Genomic DNA, 18,138 nt, shown 5'->3' with positions numbered 1-18,138 from the left:
ACCGGTCGAATGACGTAGACCAGAGACGAGGAATCAAGCCGTGAGCGACGTCCGTAACGTGATCATCATCGGCTCCGGGCCCGCCGGCTACACGGCGGCGCTCTACACCGCGCGCGCGTCGCTGAAGCCCCTGGTGTTCGAGGGGGCCGTCACCGCGGGCGGTGCCCTCATGAACACCACCGAGGTGGAGAACTTCCCGGGCTTCCGCGACGGCATCATGGGCCCCGAGCTCATGGACAACATGCGGGCGCAGGCTGAGCGCTTCGGTGCCGAGCTGATTCCGGACGATGTCGTCTCCGTCGATCTGACTGGTGAGATCAAGACCGTCACCGACACCGCCGGCACGGTCCACAAGGCGAAGGCCGTCATCGTCACCACCGGCTCCCAGCACCGCAAGCTCGGTCTGCCGAACGAGGACGCCCTCTCCGGGCGCGGCGTCTCCTGGTGCGCCACCTGTGACGGGTTCTTCTTCAAGGACCAGGACATCGCCGTGATCGGCGGCGGCGACACCGCGATGGAGGAAGCCACCTTCCTCTCCCGGTTCGCCAAGTCCGTGACGATCGTCCACCGCCGGAACACCCTGCGCGCCTCCAAGGCGATGCAGGAGCGCGCCTTCGCCGACCCGAAGATCAAGTTCGCCTGGGACAGTGAGATCGCCGAGGTTCAGGGCGAGCAGAAGCTGGCCGGTCTGAAGCTGCGCAACGTCAAGACCGGCGAGCTCTCCGACCTGCCGGTGACCGGTCTGTTCATCGCGATCGGCCACGACCCGCGAACCGAGCTCTTCAAGGGTCAGCTGGACCTCGATGAGGAGGGCTACCTCAAGGTCGCCTCGCCCTCGACGCACACCAACGTGACGGGGGTGTTCGCCGCCGGTGACGTGGTGGACCACACCTACCGCCAGGCGATCACCGCGGCCGGTACCGGCTGCTCCGCTGCTCTCGACGCCGAGCGTTTCCTCTCCGCCCTCGCGGACGAGGAAAAGGCCGAGCCCGAGAAGACCGCCGTCTGACCTTTCCCCTTCCGCCCCACCACCGCACGATCAAGTAAAGGAGCCCGCCGTGGCCGGCACTCTGAAGCATGTGACCGACGCCGACTTCGAAGAGGTCGTCCTCAAGAGCGACAAGCCCGTCCTGGTGGACTTCTGGGCCGAGTGGTGCGGCCCGTGCCGCCAGATCGCCCCGTCGCTTGAGGCGATCGCCGCCGAGCACGGCGAGAAGATCGAGATCGTCAAGCTGAACATCGACGAGAACCCGAACACGGCGGCCAAGTACGGCGTCATGTCGATCCCGACCCTGAACGTCTACCAGGGTGGCGAGGTCGCCAAGACCATCGTCGGTGCCAAGCCGAAGGCCGCGCTCGTCCGCGACCTTGAGGACTTCATCACCGAGTGATGTTTCACGTGAAACACGAATGGGCCAACCCCCAGGGGTTGGCCCATTCGCTTTGGGGCGCTCATAGCGGCCGCAGCGCCGGTTCCTTCTGTACGGCCCCCAGAAGCCTGTCGAGCGCCAGCTCCACGTCTTCCTTCCATGAGAGCGTCGTCCGCAGCTCCAGCCGCAGCCGGGGGTGCAAGGGGTGCTGTCGGACCGTCTTGAAGCCCACAGCCAGCAGGTGCTCGGCAGGGAGCAGACAGGCAGCTTCCTTGTAGCGGGCGTCACCGAAAGCCTCGATCGCCTTGAAGCCCCGCCGCAGCAGATCCTTGGCGACCGTCTGTACCATCACGCGTCCGAGCCCCTGCCCCTGATAGCCGGGCATGATGAAGCCGGTCATGAGCTGCACGGCGTCGGGTGACACCGGGCTCGTGGGGAACGCCGTGGAGCGCGGGACGTAGGCGGGCGGAGCGTAGAGCACGAAGCCCACCGGTACGTCGTCGACATAGACCACTCGGCCGCACGATCCCCAGTCGAGCAGGACGGCGGAGATCCAGGATTCCTTCTCCAGCGCGGCTGTACCCGCTCTCACCGCTGCTTCGCTGCTGACGGGATCCAGTTCCCAGAAGACACACGAGCGACAGCGCTGGGGAAGGTCCTGAAGGTTGTCCAGCGTGAGCGGTACGAGCCGACGCCCCATGAAGGCTGTTCCTCGCTTCCTTCGCCCGCGGCGTCGCGAGCGGCTGTCAGAGCGCTGCGTTCCCTGAGCAGACTGCCGAAGAATCCGACGGTCGCGCCCAGTCCCAGACCTGCGCTCACCAGTCCGGTGCGGCTCATCGATCGCATGGCCCCCGCCTCTCTCAGAGGTGCTGCCAGCTGCCAGGTGGATGCGCCATACCGAACGCATCGTATCCACACAGCGTTTCCATCGATAGCGCCTGAAAGCAAAGAGCGGACCGTGTTCCGGTACACACCGGACATGGTCCGCTCTCTGAGCGACAGGACGCCGACCGGGTGGGAAACACCCGGGACGGTCAGTCCTCGGGCTCCTCGGAGACCGAGGAGTCGCCGTCGTGAAGGCCCTGGTGCAGGACCGGTCCCTCACCGGGGGCGAGCGTGCCGAGGATCCGCTCAAGGTCTTCCATCGAGGCGAACTCGACGGTGATCTTGCCCTTCTTCTGGCCCAGGTCTACCTTCACCCGCGTCTCAAAGCGGTCCGAGAGCCGGGTCGCGAGGTCACTCAGTGCCGGGGAGACCCGGGCGCCGGCCCGCGGTCCCTTGGCACGGGTCGTCGTCTGGGGCCGCGAGCCCATGAGGGTCACGATCTCCTCGACGGCCCGTACCGACAGTCCCTCGGCGACGATCCGGTGGGCCAGCCGGTCCTGCTCCTCCGAGTCGTCGACGGAGAGCAGCGCCCGGGCGTGCCCGGCCGACAGGACTCCGGCGGCCACCCGGCGCTGGACCGCCGGGGAGAGCTTCAGCAGCCGCAGGGTGTTGGAGACCTGCGGGCGGGAGCGCCCGATGCGGTCGGCCAGCTGGTCGTGCGTGCAGTTGAAGTCCTTCAGCAGCTGGTCGTAGGCGGCGGCCTCTTCCAGCGGGTTCAGCTGAGCGCGGTGCAGGTTCTCCAGCAACGCGTCCAGGAGGAGCTTCTCGTCGTCCGTCGCCCGGACGATCGCCGGGATCGCCTCCAGGCCGGCCTCACGGCAGGCCCGCCAGCGCCGCTCGCCCATGATGAGCTCGTAGCGGGAGGGGCCCAGCTGCCTGACGACGACGGGCTGGAGGAGGCCGACTTCCTGGATGGAGGTGACCAGCTCCTGCAGAGCGTCCTCGTCGAAGACCTCACGCGGCTGACGCGGGTTCGGCGTGATGTCGTCGAGGGGGATCTCCGCGAAGTGGGCGCCCATCGGAGGAGCGGGCGTCTCCGCGCCTCCTCCGACCCCGAACACCGAGAGCTCCTCGGTGTCATGTGAAACAGCCGGCAGCGTCGTCACCTTGGCCGCGGCGACGCCACGGTCGGTCGTCAGCACCGGAGCCGCGGCGGGGGACGGAACTACCGTTCCCCCCACGGCCGACTGGGCCGGGGTCATCTCGGTCGGGGCAGCTGGGATCAGTGCACCGAGACCACGACCCAGCCCCCTCCGTCGCTCGCTCACTGGATCCCCTCCACCATGTTCGGGTTGGTCTGAGCGCCGATATGGGCCTGCGTCGGGTCATAGCTGACCCCGATGCCCTTCAGCGCGATTTCTCGGGCCGCCTCAAGGTACGAGAGGGCACCGCTCGATCCAGGATCGTAGGTCAGTACCGTCTGCCCGTAGCTCGGCGCCTCGGAGATGCGGACCGAGCGGGGAATGCTCGTCCGCAGCACCTCGTCGCCGAAGTGGCTGCGCACCTCGTCCGCGACCTGGGAGGCAAGGCGCGTCCGGCCGTCGTACATGGTGAGCAGGATGGTCGACACATGCAGGTTGGGGTTGAGGTGCCCCCGTACCAGGTCGACGTTGCGCAGCAGCTGGCCCAGGCCTTCCAGCGCGTAGTACTCGCACTGGATCGGGATGAGCACCTCGGCGCCCGCGACGAGCGCGTTGACCGTCAGCAGGCCAAGCGAAGGCGGGCAGTCGATGAGGATGTAGTCCAACGGCTGCTCGTACGCCTGGATCGCCCGCTGCAGCCGGCTCTCCCGCGCCACCAGGGACACCAGCTCGATCTCCGCACCGGCGAGATCGATCGTGGCGGGGGCACAGAAGAGGCCTTCGACGTCCACCACCGGCTGGACAACCTCTGCCAGAGGCTTGCTCTCGACCAACACGTCGTAGATCGAAGGAACTTCGGCGTGATGGTCGATCCCCAGTGCGGTGGACGCATTGCCCTGTGGGTCGAGGTCGATCACCAGGACGCGGCCGCCGTGCAGGGCCAGGGACGCGGCAAGGTTGACGGTGGTCGTCGTCTTGCCCACGCCGCCCTTCTGGTTGGCGACCACGATGACTCTGGTCTGCTCCGGACGTGGCAGTCCTTCGCCGGCGCGGCCCAGAGCCTCCACCGCGAGTTGGGCAGCACGACCGATGGGAGTGTCGTCCATCGGAGGCGGTGTTTCACGTGAAACATCCGCCCCCATCGACTCGGTACGGGGACCGGGGACCGGATCGGTCATCGGTCCCGCGATGTTGGCGTCGGACCGCAAGGATTCACTCTCCTCGACTTCAGGCTCGCAATGAACAGAGCCTCCCATGCCTTCGGGGTCGTGAACCAGTGAGGCCTGGTGTTCTGTGGAGAAATCCACCTCTGTGGACAACTCCGTGCCCCGCAGGGAGGACGGAGTGTCACCAGAGGCTCCCTCTCTGAGGGCTCCGAGGGGCTTTCGGTCGCGCGGTTCGGCCGCAGCGCGGCCCCGGCCGATAATGCCGTGTAGCAGTGAGCGACGTTTCACGTGAAACACGATGCACAGCGAGCAGTACCGAAAAGCCGCGACACTCCGTCATGCGTAGGTTTGGCAGCTTGTGTGGAGTACGTCTGGTCGTCAGGACGGATCAGCGACGCCTACGTGCCCTCCCCGTACGAGCCGCCTTCGCCCGCTTGGCCGCGAAGCGCACGCCGCCCGGGCTCTCTCCGACCTCCACGCGGACGACGGTCGACAGCGGATCCACCACGCCCTCACCCACATGCAGGATGGACGTGGACACCGCACCGAGCTTGGTCAGCGCGGTGGCCGCAGCCTTCAGCTCCTCCTCCGCCGTGTCCCCCTTGAGGGCGAGCATCTCGCCGTAGGGACGCAGCAGCGGGATGCCCCAGGCGGCCAGCCGGTCCAGCGGGGCCACAGCACGGGCCGTCACCACATGCACCGGAGGCAGCTTGCCCATGACCTCCTCGGCGCGGCCCCGCACCACGGTCACATGGTCCAGGCCGAGCAGCTCGACGACCTCGGTCAGGAAGTTGGTGCGCCGAAGCAGCGGCTCCAGCAGGGTGATGTTGAGGTCCTCCCGTACCAGTGCCAGCGGAATGCCGGGCAGGCCGGCTCCGGAACCCACGTCGCAGACCGTCACCCCTTCGGGAACGGCCTCAGAGAGCACCGCGCAGTTCAGCAGGTGCCGCTCCCACAGGCGGGGCACTTCCCGTGGGCCGATCAGACCACGCTGCACGCCTGCCTCGGCGAGCAGCTCCGCGTAGCGGACCGCATCGGCGAAGCGCTCACCGAACACTTCCCGCGCCTGTTCAGGCGCCGGGGGGAGCTCCGCAGCCTCCGTCACGGGGACCGTCCTTCCGTACCGCGCCGGCGCTCCGTGCACCGGCCACCAGAACTACCAGGCTGACAAAGTTCGGCCCCGCCTGCTCAACAGACGGGGCCGGTAAAACGGGGAGACCGCTCAGGCGGGCAGCACGACGACGAACCGCTGCGGCTCCTCGCCCTCCGACTCGCTGCGCAGCCCGGCGGACTTGACCGCGTCGTGCACGACCTTGCGCTCGAACGGGGTCATCGGCTTGAGCTTCACGGGCTCGCCGGTGCTCTTCACCTCGGCGGCAGCCTTGGCGCCCAGCTCGGAGAGCTCGGCACGCTTCTCGGCGCGGTAGCCCGCGATGTCGAGCATCAGCCGACTGCGGTCACCGGTCTCCCGGTGCACGGCGAGGCGGGTCAGCTCCTGGAGGGCCTCCAGCACCTCCCCGTCGCGGCCGACCAGCTTCTGGAGGTCGCGGGTGCCCGAGTCGCTGATGATCGACACGGAGGCGCGGTCGGCCTCGACATCCATGTCGATGTCGCCGTCGAGGTCGGCGATGTCCAGCAGACCTTCGAGGTAGTCCGCCGCGATCTCGCCCTCCTGCTCCAGGCGGGTCAGGGTGTCTGCACCCTCGGCAGCGGCGGAGGTGGTGCCTTCCGTCACGGGATGGGCTCCTTCTTACTTCTTGGACGGGGACTTGGGGCGCTGCGGACCGCCCTTGCGCTGACCGGACTGGGCCCTGCTGCGGCCGTTGGAACCGCCCTTCGGGGCCTGCTGGGCGGCCGGCTTGGCGTCCTGCGGCTCGTCGGACTTCTCCAGCGAGGTCGTCTTGCCCTCCGAAGCCGACGGGCCCGAAGAAGCTGGCGAGTCCGAGGAAGCCGATGCGGTGTCGCCGGCCGCCTTCACCGCGCCGGACTGCCGCTGGGCCTTGCTCTGGCGCTTGGGCTGCTGGCGCCTGGCGGCACCGGTGGCCGTGACGCCGTCCTCGGTCTGCGCGACGGCCTGGGCCTCGCCCTTCACCACGGCGCCGTCGGCCTGTGCCGTGAGGCCGGCCTTGGTCAGCGCGTTGATGAACGTGCGCTCGAACTCGTTGCGGTCCCGGCCCTTGGCGACGATCGCCTTGACGATGGTCTTCTCGCTGCGCCGACGGGTCTTGCCGTGGTGCGTGACGTGCTTGGTGAGGCGCTCCAGGTAGGCGGCCTGGGCCTTGGAACCCGGGGTCGGGTTGTTGCGGATGACGTACATCTGCTGGCCCATGGTCCACACGTTGGTGGTCAGCCAGTAGACGAGGACACCGACCGGGAAGTTGATACCGAAGACGGCGAACATGACCGGGAAGACGTACATCAGCATCTTCTGCTGCTGCATGAACGGCGTCTTCACCGTGGTGTCGACGTTCTTCGTCATCAGCTGGCGCTGCGTGTAGAACTGCGACGCCGACATCAGGACGATCATGATCGCGGTGACGACCCGGACGTCCGTGAGGGAGGCACCGAGCGCCTCCACCTTCGAGGAGCCGTCCGTGAACTTCGCGGCGAGCGGTGCCCCGAAGATGTGGGCCTTACGGGCGCTGGCGAGCAGCGACTCGTTGATGACACCGATCGTCGAGCCCGTCGCGATGCCGTTGAGCACGTGATACAGGGCGAAGAAGAACGGCGACTGCGCCAGGATGGGAAGGCACGAGGAGAGCGGGTTGGTACCCGACTCCTTGTACAGCTTCATCATCTCTTCGGACTGACGCTGCTTGTCGTTCTTGTAGCGCTCCTGGATCTTCTTCATCTCGGGCTGGAGCGTCTGCATGGCCCGGGTCGCCTTGATCTGCTTCACGAAGAGCGGGATCAGGCAGATGCGGATCAGGATCACCAGGGACACGATGGACAAGCCCCAGGCCCAGCCCGTGTCGGGACCGAAGATCTTCCCGTACACCGAGTGGAACTGGACGATGACCCATGAGACGGGTGTCGTGATGAAGCTGAACAGGCTGGCAATCGTGTCCACTAATCATGCTCCTTGGGCATGGGACGAAGTCTCTGCGGCCGGGCTCGAAGGAAGCCCGTAGGGAGGCTTCTCCTCGGTGGCCGGTTCGGCGGCGGAGGGCCCGCCCCTGCGTGCACGCCAGGCGTCACGCAGCATTTCGTGCCACCGCGGGCGCTTGCGCGGCGGAACATGGTCCACACCACCGAGCGACCACGGATTGCACCGCAGGATGCGCCAGGCCGTGAGAGCCGTGCCCTTGATCGCACCGTGCCGGTCGATGGCCGTGTAGCCGTAGTGGGAGCACGACGGGTAGTACTTGCACACCGGCCCCAGCAGCGGACTGATCGTCCACTGGTAGAGCTTGATCAGAGCCAGCAGCGGGTACTTCATCGCGCGCCCCCTCCCAGCAGCCGCTCGATGGCGGCATCCAGGTCTCGGGCCAGCTGTGCATGGTCGGCGTCGCCCGCTCCGGGCAGCGCTCGTACGACTACCAGGCTACCGGGGGGAAACAGGGCGACTCGCTCACGCATCAGATGGCGCAGTCTGCGCTTCACTGTGTTGCGCACAACCGCACCACCCACGGCCTTGCTCACGACGAAACCCGCACGCGTCGGGGGAGCGCTCTCCCCAGGCGCGTGCGGGTCCGTGGCACCGCTACGAAGGTGGACGACGAGGGACGGGCGGCCTGCCCGGCGCCCCCGTCGTACCGCGGTCGCGAAGTCCTCGCGCCGCCTCAGCCGATGCTCGGTAGGCAGCACGACGTCATGACCTGATCGGGATCAGGCGGACAGGCTGGCGCGACCCTTGGCACGACGGTTCGCGAGAATCGCGCGGCCGGCACGGGTGCGCATCCGCAGGCGGAAGCCGTGGGTCTTCGCGCGACGACGGTTGTTCGGCTGGAAGGTGCGCTTGCTCACTCGGGGGCTCCAGAGATCAAATCGGTGGTGGCGGGTGCCGTCCTGGCTGTCACCGTGCGCCCACGAGTAGCTCGCATCACGCCCGAGTGCACCGCTTCCCGATCACCTTCAGCGATCTGTGCCCATCGGAGGCAGGCGGCAGCAGCCATCGACAACTCGACCTGGTTACGGTACGCGGGGCTACGCCATTCGGTCAAACCAGCAGTGACGGAGAGACACTATCCACAGGCTGGGGACAACAACTTGAACCGCACCCGCCACGCTGACTACCGTGGCTGAACTCCGATTCGTTCCTTTATCCCCGCCCGACCCGATATTCATCCCAACCCGTCCTCGAACCACACGTTCGTGGGACCTGTGAGAGAGCGTGCCCTGTGGCTGACGTACCTGCCGATCTTGCCGCAGTGTGGCCACGAGTACTGGAGCAGCTCCTCGGTGAGGGCCGCGGTCAGGGTGTGGAGGCGAAGGACGAACACTGGATCAGGCGCTGCCAGCCGCTCGCGCTGGTCGCGGACACCGCTCTCCTCGCCGTACCGAACGAATTTGCTAAGAACGTACTGGAGGGCCGTCTCGCACCGATCGTCAGCGAGACCCTGAGCCGCGAGTGCGGGCGCCCGATCCGGATCGCGATCACCGTGGACGAGTCCGCGGGCGAGCCCCCGGCCCCGCCGGCGCCCCCCGTACAGAAACAGCGCTACGACGGGCCCGAGCCCCCGTCGTCGCAGTACGACGGGCAGTACGACGGAGGGTACGGCCGGCACCGCGCCGACCAGCTGCCGGACCAGGGCGGCCGCGACCAGCTGCCCACCGCCCGCCCCGCCTACCCCTCCGAGTACCAGCGCCCGGAGCCCGGCGCCTGGCCGCGCCCCGGACAGGACGAGTACAGCTGGCAGCAGCCGCGGCTGGGCTTCCCGGAGCGCGATCCCTATGCCTCGCCGTCCCAGGACGCGTACCGCTCGGACGGCTACGGCGGCCAGGACTCGTACGCCCAGGAGTACCGCCCGCAGCCGCTGGACCGGCCGCCGTACGAGCAGCAGCGCGCGGAGTACGAACCGCCGCGCCCCGACTACGACCGGCCCGACTACGACCGCTCCGACTACGAGCGGCCCGCCCATGACCGGTCCGCCCATGACCGGTCCGACTACGACCGGGACTCCGGGCGCCGTGAGCTGCCCGAGTCCTCGGGCGGGCCGGGCCAGGGGCACCGGGGCGGTCCCGGACGGCCGGACCTGCCCAATCTCCCGAACATGCCGAGCGCCGGCGGGCCCGGGCCGCTGGGCGCGAAGCCCGCGCCGGCCGGCGGCCCCGGTGAGCCGACCGCCCGCCTGAACCCGAAGTACCTCTTCGACACGTTCGTCATCGGCGCGTCCAACCGCTTCGCGCACGCGGCCGCGGTCGCCGTCGCCGAGGCGCCCGCGAAGGCGTACAACCCCCTCTTCATCTACGGGGAGTCGGGACTCGGCAAGACGCACCTGCTGCACGCGATCGGGCACTACGCGCGGAGCCTCTACCCGGGCACGCGGGTGCGGTACGTGAGCTCGGAGGAGTTCACCAACGAGTTCATCAACTCCATCCGCGACGGCAAGGGCGACAGCTTCCGCAAGCGCTACCGCGAGATGGACATCCTGCTCGTCGACGACATCCAGTTCCTCGCGGACAAGGAGTCGACGCAGGAGGAGTTCTTCCACACCTTCAACACGCTCCACAACGCGAACAAGCAGATCGTGCTCTCCAGCGACCGGCCGCCCAAGCAGCTGGTCACGCTGGAGGACCGGCTGCGTAACAGGTTCGAGTGGGGTCTGATCACCGACGTCCAGCCGCCGGAACTGGAGACGCGGATCGCGATCCTCCGCAAGAAGGCGGTGCAGGAGCAGCTGAACGCGCCGCCGGAGGTGCTGGAGTTCATCGCCTCCCGCATCTCGCGCAACATCCGTGAGCTGGAGGGCGCGCTGATCCGGGTGACGGCGTTCGCGTCGCTCAACCGGCAGCCGGTCGATCTCGGGCTGACCGAGATCGTGCTGAAGGATCTGATCCCCGGGGGGCAGGACTCCACGCCGGAGATCAGCGCGACGGCGATCATGGCGGCGACCGCGGACTACTTCGGGCTCACCGTCGAGGACCTGTGCGGGAGCTCGCGCGGGCGGCAGTTGGTCACGGCGCGGCAGATCGCCATGTACCTGTGCCGGGAGCTGACGGATCTGTCGCTGCCGAAGATCGGGGCGCAGTTCGGGAACCGGGACCACACGACCGTGATGCACGCCGACCGGAAGATCCGGGCGTTGATGGCGGAGCGGCGGTCGATCTACAACCAGGTGACGGAGCTGACCAACCGCATCAAGAACGGGTAGCGGTCGGGGTTCGGCCGACGGTTCTACGGCGTTCAGGGCGCCCTGGGAGAGATCCCGGGGCGCCCTTTTGGCGTCCTGGGGTGGTTCGGAGGGGGTCCCGTGCCGGTCGGTGGGGGCTGGTCGCGCAGTTCCCCGCGCCCCCAAGGGGGCGCTGCAGCGAAGTCCGCTGTTCGAATACCGGCCCGGTTACGGGCGTCCTCCACAGATTTGCCGACTTTCTTGCGTCCACACCCTGGGGACTGTGAAGTTGTCCCGAACCTCGTCCACAGGCTGGGGGTTGAAACGGCATCAGGGCAGCTCAGGTGCCTGTGGAATCGTGGACGACGGATCTCCACAGACTGTGGACGGAGAAGGGATCCACAGACTGTGGATGAAGTTGTCCACCGCTAGCCCACAGGCTGAGGGGCGGTTGTCCCCAGCGATCCCCAGCTTCTCCACACCGCTGTCCACTGTTCGGCAACGTGACGCGCCCGCTCACCGGGTCGAGTGAAAGGCGTCACACAAAGGTGCCGGGTTGGGCTGTGGGAAAGGTGGGTAAAGCTGGGGACGGTGTTGGGGAGAACTCCCCTCGGGCTGTGCATGGCGTGTGCAGAACTTTCTGTTCTCCACAGCGACACCCAGTTGTCCACCGGTGCCACCCACAGGGGCAGTGGACAAAATCTCCGCCCTGAGCTGGGCAAACGAGGTTATCCACGGTATCCACAGCCCCTACTACTACTGACAACTAGAGAGAGCTGGGAATCCGTTTCGAAGAGGGCCCTGTGCACAACTCGCTCTCCGGCCCCTGACCGCGCCTCGTCACGACTTGACCCCGAGAGGCACCAGCTGTCAGTGCGGTGCGTCAGACTGGTCCCCGGTGTTCTTCCCCTCTCCGGGGCCGACGACACCGAGACAGACGACGAAGAAGACGCAGCAGGGCGAGAAGCCCCGGCAACAGCAGGAGGCGGGCTTACGGTGAAGATCCGGGTGGAACGCGACGTACTCGCGGAGGCAGTGGCCTGGGCGGCACGCAGCCTCCCGGCCCGTCCGCCGGCGCCGGTCCTCGCCGGCCTGCTCCTGAAGGCCGAGGACGGCCAGCTGAGCCTGTCCAGCTTCGACTACGAGGTCTCCGCGCGGGTCAGCGTCGAGACCGAGGTCGAGGAGGAGGGCACGGTCCTGGTCTCCGGCCGCCTGCTCGCCGACATCTGCCGTGCGCTCCCCAACCGGCCGGTGGAGATTTCCACAGACGGTGTACGGGCCACGGTGGTCTGTGGATCGTCCCGGTTCACGCTGCACACCCTGCCGGTGGAGGAGTACCCGTCCCTGCCGCAGATGCCGAACGCGACGGGCACGGTCCCGGGCGAGGTCTTCGCCTCCGCGGTCTCCCAGGTGGCCATCGCCGCCGGGCGCGACGACACGCTGCCGGTGCTCACCGGTGTGCGGATCGAGATCGAGGGCGACACGGTCACCCTGGCCTCCACCGACCGCTACCGCTTCGCGGTCCGCGAGTTCCTGTGGAAGCCGGAGAACCCGGAGGCCTCCGCGGTCGCCCTGGTGCCCGCCAAGACGCTCCTGGACACCGCCAAGGCCCTCACGAGCGGCGACAGCGTCATCCTGGCCCTCTCCGGCTCGGGCGCGGGCGAGGGGCTCATCGGTTTCGAGGGCGCCGGTCGCCGTACGACCACGCGGCTGCTCGAAGGCGACCTGCCGAAGTACCGCACGCTGTTCCCGACCGAGTTCAACTCCGTCGCCGTGATCGAGACCGCCCCCTTCGTGGAGGCCGTCAAGCGCGTCGCCCTGGTGGCCGAGCGGAACACGCCGGTGCGGCTCAGCTTCGAGCAGGGTGTGCTGATCCTGGAGGCCGGTTCCAGCGACGACGCACAGGCTGTGGAAAGGGTCGACGCACAGCTGGACGGCGACGACATCTCGATCGCCTTCAACCCGACGTTCCTGCTGGACGGCCTGAGCGCGATCGACTCGCCGGTGGCCCAGCTGTCGTTCACGACGTCCACGAAGCCGGCGCTGCTGAGCGGCAAGCCCGCGGTGGATGCCGAGGCGGACGAGGCGTACAAGTACCTGATCATGCCGGTGCGGCTCAGCGGCTGAGTTTGTCCACAGCTGTGCACGGTGCCGGCTGCCCCCTGTGGGTATCCGGCACCGAAGCCCGGTGGGTTTCCCCAGGTGAGCGGCTATGCCCACAACTGTGCGCAAAGGGCCGGGATTAGGCTCGGACGCGGGCACGATCGTGCCCCTCCTGCCACACCGCAACCTAAGGAACCAACTGATGGAGCTCGGTCTCGTCGGCCTCGGCAAGATGGGCGGCAACATGCGCGAGCGGATCCGCCGCGCGGGCCACACCGTCGTCGGATACGACCGCAACCCGGACCTCGCCGATGTCCACAGCCTGGAAGAGCTTGTGGGCAAGCTCAGCGGGCCGCGCGTGGTGTGGGTGATGGTCCCGGCCGGGGCGCCGACCCAGTCCACGATCGACGAGCTGGCCGAGCTCCTGGAGCCCGGTGACGTGGTCGTCGACGGCGGCAACTCCCGCTGGACGGACGACGAGAAGCACGCCGAGGAGCTGGCCGCCAAGGGCATCGGCTTCGTGGACTGCGGGGTCTCCGGCGGCGTCTGGGGCCTGGAGAACGGCTACGCCCTGATGTACGGCGGCGAAGCCGAGAACGTCGAGAAGGTCCGGCCGGTCTTCGACGCGCTCAAGCCCGAGGGCGACTTCGGTTCGGTGCACGCCGGCAAGGTCGGCGCGGGCCACTTCGCGAAGATGGTCCACAACGGCATCGAGTACGCGATGATGCAGGCCTACGCTGAGGGCTGGGAGCTCCTGGAGAAGGTCGACTCCGTCACGGACGTGCGTGAGGTCTTCCGCTCCTGGCAGGAGGGAACGGTCATCCGTTCCTGGCTGCTCGACCTCGCGGTGAACGCCCTCGACGAGGACGAGCACCTGGACAAGCTGAAGGGTTATGCACAGGACTCCGGCGAGGGCCGGTGGACTGTGGAAGCCGCCATAGACAACGCGGTGCCGCTGCCCGCGATCACCGCCTCGCTGTTCGCGCGGTTCGCCTCCCGGCAGGACGACTCGCCGCAGATGAAGATGATCGCCGCGCTGCGCAACCAGTTCGGCGGCCACGCCGTCGAGGCGAAGTAGCAGCGACAGAAGCAGAACCGAGAAGCAGCACCGAGCAGAGACGAAGCAGCAAGGTCACGGGGAGGTCGGCGAAAAGCCTATGCACGTCACGCATCTGTCGCTGGCCGACTTCCGCTCCTACGCCCGGGTCGAGGTCCCGCTCGACCCGGGCGTCACCGCCTTCGTCGGCCCCAACGGCCAGGGCAAGACCAACCTCGTCGAGGCCGTCGGCTATCTCGCCACCCTCGGCAGCCACCGGGTCGCCTCCGACGCTCCCCTGGTCCGCATGGGCGCCGACCGGGCGGTCATCCGGGCACAGGTCCGGCAGGGCGACCGGCAGCAGCTGATCGAGCTGGAGCTCAACCCCGGCAAGGCCAACCGCGCGCGCATCAACAGGTCATCGCAGGTCAGGCCGCGCGACGTGCTGGGGATCGTACGGACCGTGCTGTTCGCGCCCGAGGACCTCGCGCTGGTGAAGGGCGATCCCGGCGAGCGGCGGCGCTTCCTGGACGAGCTGATCACGGCTCGGTTCCCGCGGATGGCCGGTGTGCGGTCCGACTACGAGCGGGTGCTCAAGCAGCGGAACACCCTGCTGAAGACCGCCGCCCTCGCCCGGCGGCACGGCGGCCGCTCGATGGACCTGTCCACACTCGACGTGTGGGACCAGCACCTCGCGCGGGCCGGCGCCGAGCTGCTCGCCCAGCGGCTCGACCTGGTCGCCGCGATCCAGCCCCTTGCGGACAAGGCGTACGAGCAGCTGGCGCCGGGCGGCGGTCCCGTCGCGCTGGAGTACAAGCCGTCGGCGCCCGGCGAGGCGCACACCCGTGAGGACCTGTACGGCCAGCTGATGGCGGCCCTGGCCGACGCCCGCAAGCAGGAGATCGAGCGGGGGGTGACCCTGGTCGGCCCGCACCGCGACGACCTGGTCCTCAAACTGGGGCAGCTGCCCGCCAAGGGCTACGCCTCGCACGGCGAGTCCTGGTCGTACGCGCTGGCGCTGCGCCTCGCGTCGTACGACCTGCTGCGTGCCGAGGGGAACGAGCCGGTGCTGGTGCTCGACGACGTGTTCGCCGAGCTGGACGCCCGGCGTCGGGAGCGGCTGGCGGAGCTGGTCGCGCCCGGTGAGCAGGTGCTGGTCACCGCCGCCGTGGACGACGACGTACCGCACATCCTTGCCGGTACGCGGTACGCGGTGGCCGACGGGACGGTGGAGCGGGCATGAGCACCGACGGACCCGCACCCAAGGACGAACCCTCCGGTGTCGACCTCGCGCGCGTGGCGCTCAGGGCGGCCAAGGAGGCGGCACGCGCGCGTGGTGACGCGGCGCAGCAGAAGAAGCAGGCGCGGTGCGGTGGCCTGCGCTCCGGCGCGCGCGCCGACGGCCGCGACCCGATGGCGCTGGGTTCCGCGATCAACCGGCTGATCACCGAGCGCGGCTGGGAGACGCCGGCCGCGGTGGGCGGGGTGATGGGCCGCTGGCCGGAGATCGTCGGTGAGGATCTGGCCAAGCACTGTGTGCCGCAGCGGTACGACGAGGACGAGCGGGTGCTGGTCGTCCAGTGCGACTCCACGGCCTGGGCGACCCAGCTGCGCCATCTCGCGCCCGCGCTGGTCGCCCGCCTGAACGAGGACCTGGGGCACGGCACCGTGCGCCTGATCAAGGTGCTCAATCCCGGTGGTCCGGCCCGGCGCTACGGCCCTTTGCGCGCCCCCGGGAGCATGGGTCCCGGGGATACCTACGGGTGACTTACGTCACGATCACAGCCGGGTGCGGTGCCGTTCCACGGCCGGCCCGGCTGATCGTCGTACGACCGCACGCGGTTGCGAATCGCGACCTGACGCCGGAGTAGCCAAGGGTTGACAGCCGGAAGCGCTGAGTGCCTCCGTGAGCCTCTTGGAGCCCCCATCCGCATATCGGGAGTCGGCGGAGGCGGGTTCAGGGCGGCACATGCGGACTCAGGTACCGGCAAACCCCCATCACTGTCGGCGCTACCGGTAGACTGGGAGACAATCCCGCCCCGAACGTGGGGACCGTCCGGGAAAAGCTGAGCAACGCTGATCAAGGCTTACCAACGCAACATGCCGCAGCCGCTCCGGCAACCCGCCGACGAGCCCGGCTCGTGCTGTGCCAGAAAGGGCGCTTCGTGGCCGATTCCGGCAACCCCAACGAGAACATCCCGTCCACCGACGCCGGCGCGAACGGTGAGGTCACCGCCTCTTACGACGCCAGCGCCATCACCGTCCTCGAAGGGCTGGACGCGGTCCGCAAGCGACCCGGTATGTACATCGGCTCGACCGGCGAGCGCGGCCTGCACCACCTGGTGTACGAGGTCGTGGACAACTCCGTCGACGAGGCTCTGGCGGGTCACGCGGACACCATCGACGTGACGATCCTGGCCGACGGCGGCGTGCGCGTCGTCGACAACGGCCGTGGCATCCCCGTCGGCATCGTGCCCTCCGAGGGCAAGCCGGCCGTCGAGGTCGTGCTCACCGTGCTGCACGCGGGCGGCAAGTTCGGCGGCGGGGGCTACGCGGTCTCCGGCGGTCTGCACGGCGTCGGTGTCTCCGTCGTGAACGCTCTGTCGTCCCGGGTCTCGGTCGAGGTGAAGACCGACGGTGCCCGCTGGACGCAGGACTACAAGCTGGGCGTTCCGACGGCTCCGCTGGCCAAGCACGAGGAGATCGACGAGACCGGTACCTCGGTCACGTTCTGGGCGGATCCGGACATCTTCGAGACCACCGAGTACTCCTTCGAGACGCTGTCGCGGCGCTTCCAGGAGATGGCGTTCCTCAACAAGGGCCTGACGATCCGGCTCACCGACGAGCGCGAGTCGGCGAAGGCGGTGGCCGGGGCGGACGAGGCCGGCGCCGACGAGAAGGCCGAGGTCAAGACCGTCACGTACCACTACGAGGGCGGCATCGTCGACTTCGTGAAGTACCTCAACTCCCGCAAGGGCGACGCGGTGCACCCGACGGTGATCGACCTGGAGGCGGAGGACAAGGACAAGAGCCTGTCCCTCGAGGTCGCCATGCAGTGGAACAGCGGCTACAGCGAGGGTGTGTACTCGTTCGCCAACATCATCCACACGCACGAGGGCGGCACCCACGAGGAGGGCTTCCGCGCGGCGCTGACCTCGCTGATCAACAAGTACGCGCGCGACAAGAAGCTGCTCCGCGAGAAGGACGACAACCTCACCGGTGACGACATCCGCGAGGGTCTGACCGCGATCATCTCGGTCAAGCTGAGCGAGCCGCAGTTCGAGGGCCAGACGAAGACCAAGCTGGGCAACACGGAGGCCAAGACCTTCGTGCAGAAGGCGGTCTACGAGCACCTGAACGACTGGCTGGACCGCAACCCGGTGGAGGCCGCGGACATCATCCGCAAGGGCATCCAGGCGGCCACCGCGCGCGTGGCGGCCCGCAAGGCCCGTGACCTCACCAGGCGCAAGGGTCTCCTTGAGTCGGCGTCCCTGCCGGGCAAGCTGTCCGACTGCCAGTCGAACGACCCCACCAAGTGCGAGATCTTCATCGTCGAGGGTGACTCCGCCGGCGGTTCGGCCAAGTCCGGCCGCAACCCGCAGTACCAGGCGATCCTCCCGATCCGCGGCAAGATCCTCAACGTCGAGAAGGCGCGGATCGACAAGATCCTGCAGAACCAGGAGATCCAGGCGCTGATCTCGGCCTTCGGCACCGGTGTGCACGAGGACTTCGACATCGAGAAGCTCCGCTATCACAAGATCATCCTGATGGCGGACGCCGACGTCGACGGCCAGCACATCTCCACCCTGCTGCTGACCTTCCTGTTCCGCTTCATGCGGCCGCTGGTCGAGGCCGGGCACGTGTACCTCTCGCGTCCGCCGCTGTACAAGATCAAGTGGGGCCGGGACGACACGGAGTACGCGTACTCGGACCGCGAGCGCGACGCGCTCCTCGAGATGGGGCGGCAGCGCGGCAAGCGCGTCCGCGAGGACTCGATCCAGCGCTTCAAGGGTCTCGGCGAGATGAACGCCGAGGAGCTGCGCATCACCACGATGGACCAGGAACACCGGGTCCTCGGCCAGGTCACCCTGGACGATGCCGCCCAGGCCGACGACCTGTTCTCGGTCCTGATGGGCGAGGACGTCGAGGCCCGCCGCGCGTTCATCCAGCGCAACGCCAAGGACGTCCGCTTCCTCGACATCTGAGTCGGTCTCAGCTGACCGC

The 18,138-nt window shown here is 68.2% G+C and carries 17 protein-coding genes; 8 read left to right on the top strand and 9 right to left on the bottom strand.

Annotation, left to right across the window (positions count from 1 at the left end):
- Window positions 1–40 precede the first annotated feature (40 nt).
- Window positions 41–1,009, top strand: a complete 969-nt coding sequence (gene trxB, locus ABT137_RS11140; protein ID WP_351705958.1) for a thioredoxin-disulfide reductase — start codon at window positions 41–43, stop codon at window positions 1,007–1,009.
- 49 nt (window positions 1,010–1,058) lie between these two features.
- Window positions 1,059–1,391 (top strand): thioredoxin, encoded by a 333-nt coding sequence (gene trxA, locus ABT137_RS11135; protein ID WP_351705955.1) that lies wholly within the window; start codon window positions 1,059–1,061, stop codon window positions 1,389–1,391.
- A 61-nt stretch (window positions 1,392–1,452) separates the two neighbouring features.
- Here trxA and ABT137_RS11130 read toward each other — a convergent pair whose 3' ends face one another.
- From ABT137_RS11130 to rpmH, 9 genes are all read right to left on the bottom strand, one after another.
- Window positions 1,453–2,070, bottom strand: coding sequence for a GNAT family N-acetyltransferase (locus ABT137_RS11130; RefSeq protein WP_351705952.1), 618 nt, complete (start codon window positions 2,068–2,070; stop codon window positions 1,453–1,455).
- A gap of 334 nt (window positions 2,071–2,404) precedes the next feature.
- Window positions 2,405–3,523, bottom strand: a complete 1,119-nt coding sequence (locus ABT137_RS11125; protein ID WP_351705949.1) for a ParB/RepB/Spo0J family partition protein — start codon at window positions 3,521–3,523, stop codon at window positions 2,405–2,407.
- A complete protein-coding gene (locus ABT137_RS11120; protein WP_351706632.1) occupies window positions 3,520–4,593 on the bottom strand; it encodes a ParA family protein in 1,074 nt (357 codons plus the stop codon). The genes ABT137_RS11125 and ABT137_RS11120 overlap by 4 nt, the downstream gene beginning before the upstream one ends.
- 298 nt (window positions 4,594–4,891) lie before the next feature.
- Window positions 4,892–5,608, bottom strand: coding sequence for a 16S rRNA (guanine(527)-N(7))-methyltransferase RsmG (gene rsmG, locus ABT137_RS11115; protein WP_351705946.1), 717 nt, complete (start codon window positions 5,606–5,608; stop codon window positions 4,892–4,894).
- A 117-nt stretch (window positions 5,609–5,725) separates the two neighbouring features.
- On the bottom strand, window positions 5,726–6,238 hold the full coding sequence (locus tag ABT137_RS11110; protein WP_351705943.1) for a Jag family protein: 513 nt from the start codon (window positions 6,236–6,238) through the stop codon (window positions 5,726–5,728).
- Window positions 6,239–6,253: 15 nt separating this feature from the next.
- A complete protein-coding gene (gene yidC / locus ABT137_RS11105) occupies window positions 6,254–7,573 on the bottom strand; it encodes a membrane protein insertase YidC (RefSeq protein WP_351705940.1) in 1,320 nt (439 codons plus the stop codon).
- 3 nt (window positions 7,574–7,576) lie between these two features.
- Window positions 7,577–7,942 (bottom strand): membrane protein insertion efficiency factor YidD, encoded by a 366-nt coding sequence (gene yidD, locus ABT137_RS11100; protein ID WP_351705937.1) that lies wholly within the window; start codon window positions 7,940–7,942, stop codon window positions 7,577–7,579.
- Window positions 7,939–8,310 (bottom strand): ribonuclease P protein component, encoded by a 372-nt coding sequence (gene rnpA, locus ABT137_RS11095; protein WP_089100455.1) that lies wholly within the window; start codon window positions 8,308–8,310, stop codon window positions 7,939–7,941. The genes yidD and rnpA overlap by 4 nt, the downstream gene beginning before the upstream one ends.
- Before the next feature lie 21 nt (window positions 8,311–8,331).
- The gene (gene rpmH, locus ABT137_RS11090; protein ID WP_015659252.1) at window positions 8,332–8,469 is read right to left on the bottom strand and encodes a 50S ribosomal protein L34; all 138 of its coding nucleotides are present in this window, start codon (window positions 8,467–8,469) and stop codon (window positions 8,332–8,334) included.
- Between the two features lie 374 nt (window positions 8,470–8,843).
- Between rpmH and dnaA the strand changes: the two genes are divergently transcribed.
- The 6 genes from dnaA (at window position 8,844) to gyrB (ending at window position 18,119) form a co-directional block, all read left to right on the top strand.
- Window positions 8,844–10,817 (top strand): chromosomal replication initiator protein DnaA, encoded by a 1,974-nt coding sequence (gene dnaA, locus ABT137_RS11085; RefSeq protein ID WP_351705933.1) that lies wholly within the window; start codon window positions 8,844–8,846, stop codon window positions 10,815–10,817.
- A 954-nt stretch (window positions 10,818–11,771) separates the two neighbouring features.
- On the top strand, window positions 11,772–12,902 hold the full coding sequence (dnaN, locus tag ABT137_RS11080; protein WP_093500822.1) for a DNA polymerase III subunit beta: 1,131 nt from the start codon (window positions 11,772–11,774) through the stop codon (window positions 12,900–12,902).
- A gap of 178 nt (window positions 12,903–13,080) precedes the next feature.
- Window positions 13,081–13,956, top strand: a complete 876-nt coding sequence (gene gnd, locus ABT137_RS11075) for a phosphogluconate dehydrogenase (NAD(+)-dependent, decarboxylating) (protein WP_351705929.1) — start codon at window positions 13,081–13,083, stop codon at window positions 13,954–13,956.
- Between the two features lie 79 nt (window positions 13,957–14,035).
- The gene (gene recF, locus ABT137_RS11070) at window positions 14,036–15,157 is read left to right on the top strand and encodes a DNA replication/repair protein RecF (protein ID WP_351705926.1); all 1,122 of its coding nucleotides are present in this window, start codon (window positions 14,036–14,038) and stop codon (window positions 15,155–15,157) included.
- A complete protein-coding gene (locus tag ABT137_RS11065) occupies window positions 15,154–15,681 on the top strand; it encodes a DciA family protein (RefSeq protein WP_351705923.1) in 528 nt (175 codons plus the stop codon). Before recF ends, ABT137_RS11065 begins: the two co-directional genes overlap by 4 nt.
- Window positions 15,682–16,055: 374 nt before the next feature.
- On the top strand, window positions 16,056–18,119 hold the full coding sequence (gyrB, locus tag ABT137_RS11060) for a DNA topoisomerase (ATP-hydrolyzing) subunit B (RefSeq protein ID WP_351705920.1): 2,064 nt from the start codon (window positions 16,056–16,058) through the stop codon (window positions 18,117–18,119).
- Window positions 18,120–18,138 lie beyond the last annotated feature (19 nt).

This window comes from Streptomyces sp. NPDC001980, assembly GCF_040296885.1.
Taxonomy (GTDB): Bacteria; Actinomycetota; Actinomycetes; order Streptomycetales; family Streptomycetaceae; genus Streptomyces.
This window is presented reverse-complemented; position numbering and strand designations above follow the sequence as displayed.